We start from the raw sequence: 5,989 nt of genomic DNA on the forward strand, positions 1-5,989 counted from the left end.
GGGGGGGGGGGGGGCGCCCCGTGCATGTTTTTGGTGCCCGGCGGCGGCTGGGGCGAGCCTGCTCCCCCCCCCGGTTACCCCCGCTCCTATGGCGCGCGGCGGGATGCGGCCGTGTTCGGACTGCCAGCGTTCCAGGTCGTCGACGGTCAGACCGGCATCGGCGTCGGTGGCGGCTCGTGCGCTGATGTCGACCACCACCAGCGGCGCCACCAGATCCTCGGCGCGCACCAGCTCGGTGGGGGCGCCGCCGGGGGCGCGGTGCGCCGGGGCGTCCAGGTGGGTGCCGGAGTGCTCCCAATAGGCGAGCATGTTCTGGGCGAAGCCGCCGTTGTCGTAGGTGTTCACCGCAGCGGAGGTGAACGGCGGACTGCCCGGCCAGATCGGCTGGCGGGGATGCTGCGGGGGGGTCCGGCCGACCACGCCCGAGGGCGGCGCCGCGTGCGCGCGGGCCGGGCGGGCCACGGCGGCGGCGCCGAGCGCGGTCACGCCGGACAGCGTGACGCCGAGCGCGCCGAGGAAGCCGCGACGGCCGGTCCGGGCGGCCTGTTCGTGGGCGATGCGGACGATGGTCGGAGCACACATCGGTGGTTGGCCTCCGCTGGCGGTAACGAGGGATGTCGCACCGGGTCGGCCGTGATCCGGTGCCGGGCGCTGTGACCGTACCGCCGCGCGGCCCGGCGGCCGGGCAACTTCGCCGGATCGGCCCGTTATCCGGCGGCAACCGTCTGAGCAGCGCCGATCGGGCGACTGCTGCCGATGGGGGTGCGGCAGGTCCGTATAGTCGGCGCAGATGAGTAGTTCCGTTCGCGAGAGTGCGCCCGAGCCGTCGAACCGCCGCTTGGGGGCTGCGGCATGGCTGGCGCCGCTGCTGCTCGTCGTGTTCGCCACCGTGTGCCTGACCCGGCCGGTGTGGCCGTTCGACGAGATCACCGGCGGCTTCATCGACCTGCAGGTCTACCGGCTCGGGGTGGACGCCCTGCGCAACGGCGGCGATCTCTACGGCCAGCTTCCGCAGACCACCATCGGTATCGGGCTGCCGTTCATCTATCCGCCCTTCGCCGCGCTGGTGCTCGCGCCGTTCGCGCTGCTGCCCTGGGACATCGCCGCGTTCGCCTTCTTCGTCACCTCGGTGGCGGCGTTGGCGCTGACGCTGTACGTGGTGGCGCGCCGGGTGTGGCCGGGACAGGGGCAGCGGCGCACCGCCCTGTACGCCACCGCCTGTGCGGCGCCGTTGGCGATGCTGCTGGAGCCGACGCACGCGACGTTGGACTTCGGTCAGGTGAACCTGTTGCTGATGGCGCTGGTGGCTGTCGACTGCCTGGCGCTGAAGCCGCGCTGGCCGCGCGGCATGCTGCTCGGCATCGCCGCCGCGGTGAAGCTGACCCCGGCCGCGTTCGTGCTCTACTTCCTGATCCGCAAGGACTACAAGGCCGCGCTGACCGCCGCGGTCACCGGCGCCGCCGCGACCGCGCTGAGCTTCCTCGTCCTGCCCGGCCCCTCTATGACCTACTGGTTCGGCGGCATGAACGTCGACGGCCTCAGCGGCTCCGCCTTCCACACCAACCAGTCCATCCAGGCGGTGCTGGCGCGCATGAAGGTGCCCGAGCCCGCGTTCACGCTGATCTGGCTGGCGGTGGGCGCGCTTGTGCTCGCCCTCGTGGTGGTGGCGATGCGGCGCGCGGCCGGGCTGCCCGCGCTGGCGCTGGCCATCAACGCGGTGTTCACGCTGCTGGTGTCGCCGATCTCGTGGTCGCACCACTGGGTGTGGATCGCGCCGGCGCTGCTGGCGGTGGTCGGCTACGCGGTGCGGCTGCCGTGGCGGCGGGCGATCGCGCCGTGCGCGGTGGCGGCGGTGACGGCCGCGGTCTTCGTCTACGGGCCGCAGAACTGGCTGCCCAACGGGGAGGACAGGGAGTCGGAGTGGACCGGAACCCAGCATCTGGTCGGCAACACCTATGTCTGGCTGAGCGTGCTGCTGGTCCTGATGTTCCTCGTGGCGTCCTGGCGCTCGGCGCCCCCGCTCGCCGCGCCTGCGCCCTCGGCCGAACCGGAACGGGAGCCGCAGCCGGTCTCGTCGTGACGGCCGAAGCGGGCGTCAGGGGCGAAGTTGGCGCGAGGGGGAAGTTGGCGCGAGGGGGAAGTTGGCGCTGCCTACCGCCCGGTGAGAAGGAGCCGGGCGGGGCAGCCGTCGAAGAGTCAACACGGCGAACCTGAGACGGTGGCCCGGCTCATCATGAGAGTCTGCTGAGAACAGATCACGAATTGCTTTCCTCCTGGGCGGATTCGCCGTGGGGGCCTTCCGCGCCGGAAGTTTGCTAGTAGCATGCTCGACGGCGGTTCGCGTGATCGATCGCCACCGCGCGACAGGTTTTCACCCGGCACAGGTTTCAACCCTTACGTATTCGAGCACCCGACATTCGAAGAGGGGTACGGCTGTGAGCACGGTTCTCTCTGCGGCGCACGATTTCTACGGCACGGTCTGGGCCCAGGTCGGCAATCCGACCCCGGAGGCGCCGCCGCTGGCGGACAAGATCCTCGAGATGACCCGCTACTTCACCTGGTTCACGCTGCTGTCGGGCGTCGCCGCGATCACCTTCGCCGGCGGGCGCTTCGCCTGGGAGAAGTGGAGCGGTGGTGCGTTGCAGTCGCCGAAGATGGTGGCGGGCGCGATGATGGGCGGCACGGTCGCCACCAGCGCGGGCACCCTCATGAACGCCGTCATGGGGTGAGATCGGCGGGGTCGGTGTTGGCCCCGCACAACACCACACAGACCCGTTCGTCCTCGGCCGGGCGGTAGGCGCCCGACCGCAGCGCGGCCAGCGCGGTGGCGGCGGCGTGTTCGACCGCGAGCCGCCGTTCCCGCCACAGGGCCCGCCGCGCGGTGACGATCTGCTCGTCGGTGACCAGCACCGACACGGTGTCGCCGTGCCGCGCCGCCCGCAACGCCATCTCGGTCGCCCGGCGCGCGCCGAGCGAGTCGGCCGCCACCGAATCGACATCGACATCCACCGGCCGCCCGGCCTCGAGCGCGGCGTTGAGCGCCCGGCAGCGCTCCGGTTCCACGGCCACCGTGCGGATTCCGTGCCGCGCGGCCGCCGTGGCGATCCCGGCGAACAGCCCGCCGCCACCACCACGGTGTCCACCTCCGGCAGCGCCCGGTGGATCTCGTCGAGCAGCGTGCCCGCGCCCGCGGCGATCAGCGGGTGGTCGTAGGCGTGCGATTCCAGCGCCCCCGATTCGGCGGCCCAGTCCCGGCTCGCCGCCAGCGCCTGGGCGTACTCGCTGCCCGTCAGCCGCACCTGCGCCCGGTAACCGCGCAGCCGCTCCACCTTGACCGCGGGCGCGGTGGCGGGCAGGAAGACCGTCGCGGGCACGCCACGGCGCGCCGCCGCCCAGGCGCACGCCAGCCCGGCGTTGCCGCCCGAGGCGATGGTCACGCCCGCCGCGGGCAGGGCGCCCGAGAGATGATGCGCCTCCACGAAATTCGCCGCGCCGCGCGCCTTGAACGAGCCGGTGTGCTGGAGGTGTTCCAGGGCCAGCCAGACGGGCACGCCCGGTTCGGCGCGGGCGAGGGTGATCGGCCGGACCAGTCCGGCGATCCGTTCGGCGGCCGCCTCGATGTCGGCGTGGTCCAGGTGCTCGGCGCTGTCCGGTGCTGTTGCCACCCGCCCGATTCTGGCAGTTCCGCGCGCTCGCCGCCGCGCTCGCGGGCGCGACCGTGGTCGTGTTCGCCGCCCGGACTACATTCGGTGCGTGGTCGATCGCGCGGGCGCCTACCGGGAGCGGCCGTCCCGGCTGGACGGGGCGGTGGTCTGGACTCGCACCGTCCTGGCCGACGATCGTGACCCCGTGCTGCCCGACGGTTCCATCGACCTGCTGTGGCGGGAGGGCACCCTGCTCGTCGCAGGCCCGGACACCGGCCCGCACCACCCGCACGCCCCGTCGGGCACGCGCTTCGCCGGCGTGCGCTTCGCTCCGGGAAGCGCCCCGGAACTGCTCGGCGTCCCCGCCCGCGAACTGCGCGACCTGCGCGTCGAGCTGTCCGATCTGTGGCCCGCGGCGACGGTGCGCGCGCTGACCGCGCGGGTGGACGCCGCCGCCGATCCCGCCGCCGGGCTGGAGGCGGTGGCCCTGCGTCGCGCCGCCGAGCTCGGCCGCCCCGACCCGCTGCCCCGGTTGATCGTCGCGGAGTTGGCGGCGGGCACGTCCGTCGCGACCGCGGCCGAACGGATCGGCATCGGAGCGCGGGCGCTGCACCGCCGTTCGCTCACCGCGTTCGGCTACGGACCCAAGACCCTGGCGAGCATCCTGCGGATGCGCCGAGGGGTGGACGCGGCCAGGGCCGGGTTGCCGCTCGCCGCGGCCGCCGCGCACGCCGGTTACAGCGACCAGGCGCACTTCACCCGCGAGGTGGCCCGGCTGGCGGGCCGCCCGCCTGCGGCGCTGCTCGGCCGGTCGTCCGGTGCGCGCGCTCAGCCGAGCGGAGCGTAGAGGTCGACGGAGTTGCCGTCCGGGTCTGCGACGACCGCGTAGCGCTGGCCCCAGAAGGCGTCCCACGGCTTCAGCACGCCGGGATGTCCCGCCGCGGTGAGTTCGGCGTACACCGTGTCGACCTCGGCCGGATCGGCGCAGCGGAACGCCAGGCCGACGCGCCCGCCCTCGGCCGACAGCCGCCGGTCGGGGTGGAAGGAACGGATGGTGTCCTCGGTGTCGAAGGCGACCCGCAGCCCACCGGGCAGCGCCGCCTCGACGTGGGGCTGATCCTGCGCGCCGGAGGGGAACTCGAGACCGAGCCTGCGGTAGAAGGCCAGCGAGGCGGCCATGTCGGAGGTGATGATGCCGACGACGTCCAGTTGCGGTGTCATGGCCCCACCGTAGGAGGCGCGACGGCGCCCGGTCTTGAACGAATCGGACGTCCCGCGCGTCGGTGGCCGGGACGGCTGCCGGCGCGGCGGTGGGCCGGGGCGAGTCGCTCGGCGCGAGCGGGCAGGCGGTTCAGAGCGTGGAACCCGGCAGCGCGGTGGCGGGCAGCAACTCCCCGATGAGGTTCTCTCCGAGGATGCGGATGTGGTCGCGGATGCCGCGCACCACCTCGATGGACTCGCCCTGCGGGTCCGGCAGGTTCCAGTCGCGGTAGCTGATGCCGGGGAAATACGGGCAGGCGTCGCCGCAGCCGCCGATGGTGACGACCACGTCGGAGATGCCGACCGCCTCGTCGGTGAGCTTGCGCGGGGTGCGGGCGGACAGGTCGATGCCGACCTCGGCCATGACCGCGACGACGGTGGGGTCGACGGCCTCCGCCGGATCGACGCCGGCCGAACGCGCTTCCAGCCGGTCACCGGCGAGCGCGTCCAGAAACCCTGCTGCCATCTGTGAACGGGCGGCGTTGTGCGCGCAGACGAACAGCACACTGGGTTTGTGAGCCATCGGTATGCCTTTCGAGGTGGAGCTCTTTCAGCGGTGGCGCCCGGTGCCCCCGGGATGTCCGTGGGAGCCGAAACGCTGTCGTAGCGTACGGGATACGCGCGCGAGCACCCGCATTTCGCGCGATCGCGCGGCCTGCGCCCGAGGTCGGTGCGGGTCACGGGTTCCCCACTCTCGCAGCGGGATTCGCCCGGACAGACGAAGACCCCCCGGACGACGCGGTCACGGCGGGCTACGCCCCCGCCGCCCCCGGCCGCCGAACGGGCGAAGCCCCCCCCCGGGCGGGCCCCAAACTCTTGTTGTGAGGAGGCGGGGGTGGTGATCTACCGTCCCCCGCTGGCCAACCCGTCCGTGAGCGGCTTGTATGCGCGGCGAGGGTGATCGATGTAGCTGATCCCTCCCGCCTCGCTCACGGTGTCCGTGTCGACACCTGGAACTGCGGCACCGAACTGACGGCTGGGGGTGCGGCATGAGCACCTGTATTCCGTGCATGGATGGCGACCACGCGCGCGGTCTACAACCGGACGGGCGGTGCGGCATGAGGGACGACGGTAAGGCTCCCGTG

General features: G+C 73.0%; 6 protein-coding genes and 1 pseudogene. 3 read left to right on the forward strand and 4 right to left on the reverse strand.

What is annotated here, in order from left to right; translation table 11 throughout:
- The coding region (locus QH283_RS25095) for a cyclase family protein (protein ID WP_280505401.1) at nt 1–582 on the reverse strand (582 nt) is incomplete at its 3' end.
- A gap of 208 nt (nt 583–790) precedes the next feature.
- On the opposite strand from QH283_RS25095, the gene QH283_RS25100 reads away from it, so the two are divergent.
- Nucleotides 791–2,080: a glycosyltransferase 87 family protein gene (locus QH283_RS25100; RefSeq protein WP_280505402.1), complete on the forward strand. Its 1,290-nt coding sequence runs from the start codon at nt 791–793 to the stop codon at nt 2,078–2,080.
- Nucleotides 2,081–2,435: 355 nt separating this feature from the next.
- A complete protein-coding gene (locus tag QH283_RS25105) occupies nt 2,436–2,729 on the forward strand; it encodes a hypothetical protein (RefSeq protein ID WP_280505403.1) in 294 nt (97 codons plus the stop codon).
- Here QH283_RS25105 and QH283_RS30375 read toward each other — a convergent pair.
- Nucleotides 2,719–3,665: pseudogene (locus QH283_RS30375) on the reverse strand (threonine/serine dehydratase). The gene QH283_RS25105 and the pseudogene QH283_RS30375 overlap by 11 nt on opposite strands.
- An 88-nt stretch (nt 3,666–3,753) precedes the next feature.
- On the opposite strand from QH283_RS30375, the gene QH283_RS25120 reads away from it, so the two are divergent.
- The gene (locus QH283_RS25120) at nt 3,754–4,491 is read left to right on the forward strand and encodes a helix-turn-helix domain-containing protein (protein WP_280505404.1); all 738 of its coding nucleotides are present in this window, start codon (nt 3,754–3,756) and stop codon (nt 4,489–4,491) included.
- Here QH283_RS25120 and QH283_RS25125 read toward each other — a convergent pair.
- Nucleotides 4,473–4,865 (reverse strand): VOC family protein, encoded by a 393-nt coding sequence (locus QH283_RS25125; protein WP_280505405.1) that lies wholly within the window; start codon nt 4,863–4,865, stop codon nt 4,473–4,475. The two genes, QH283_RS25120 and QH283_RS25125, sit on opposite strands and share 19 nt — an antisense overlap.
- Before the next feature lie 130 nt (nt 4,866–4,995).
- Nucleotides 4,996–5,427, reverse strand: coding sequence for an arsenate reductase ArsC (locus tag QH283_RS25130; RefSeq protein WP_280505406.1), 432 nt, complete (start codon nt 5,425–5,427; stop codon nt 4,996–4,998).
- Between the last annotated feature and the right edge of the window lie 562 nt (nt 5,428–5,989).

The sequence above is a fragment of the Nocardia farcinica genome (genome assembly GCF_029867845.1).
GTDB lineage: Bacteria > Actinomycetota > Actinomycetes > Mycobacteriales > Mycobacteriaceae > Nocardia > Nocardia farcinica_A.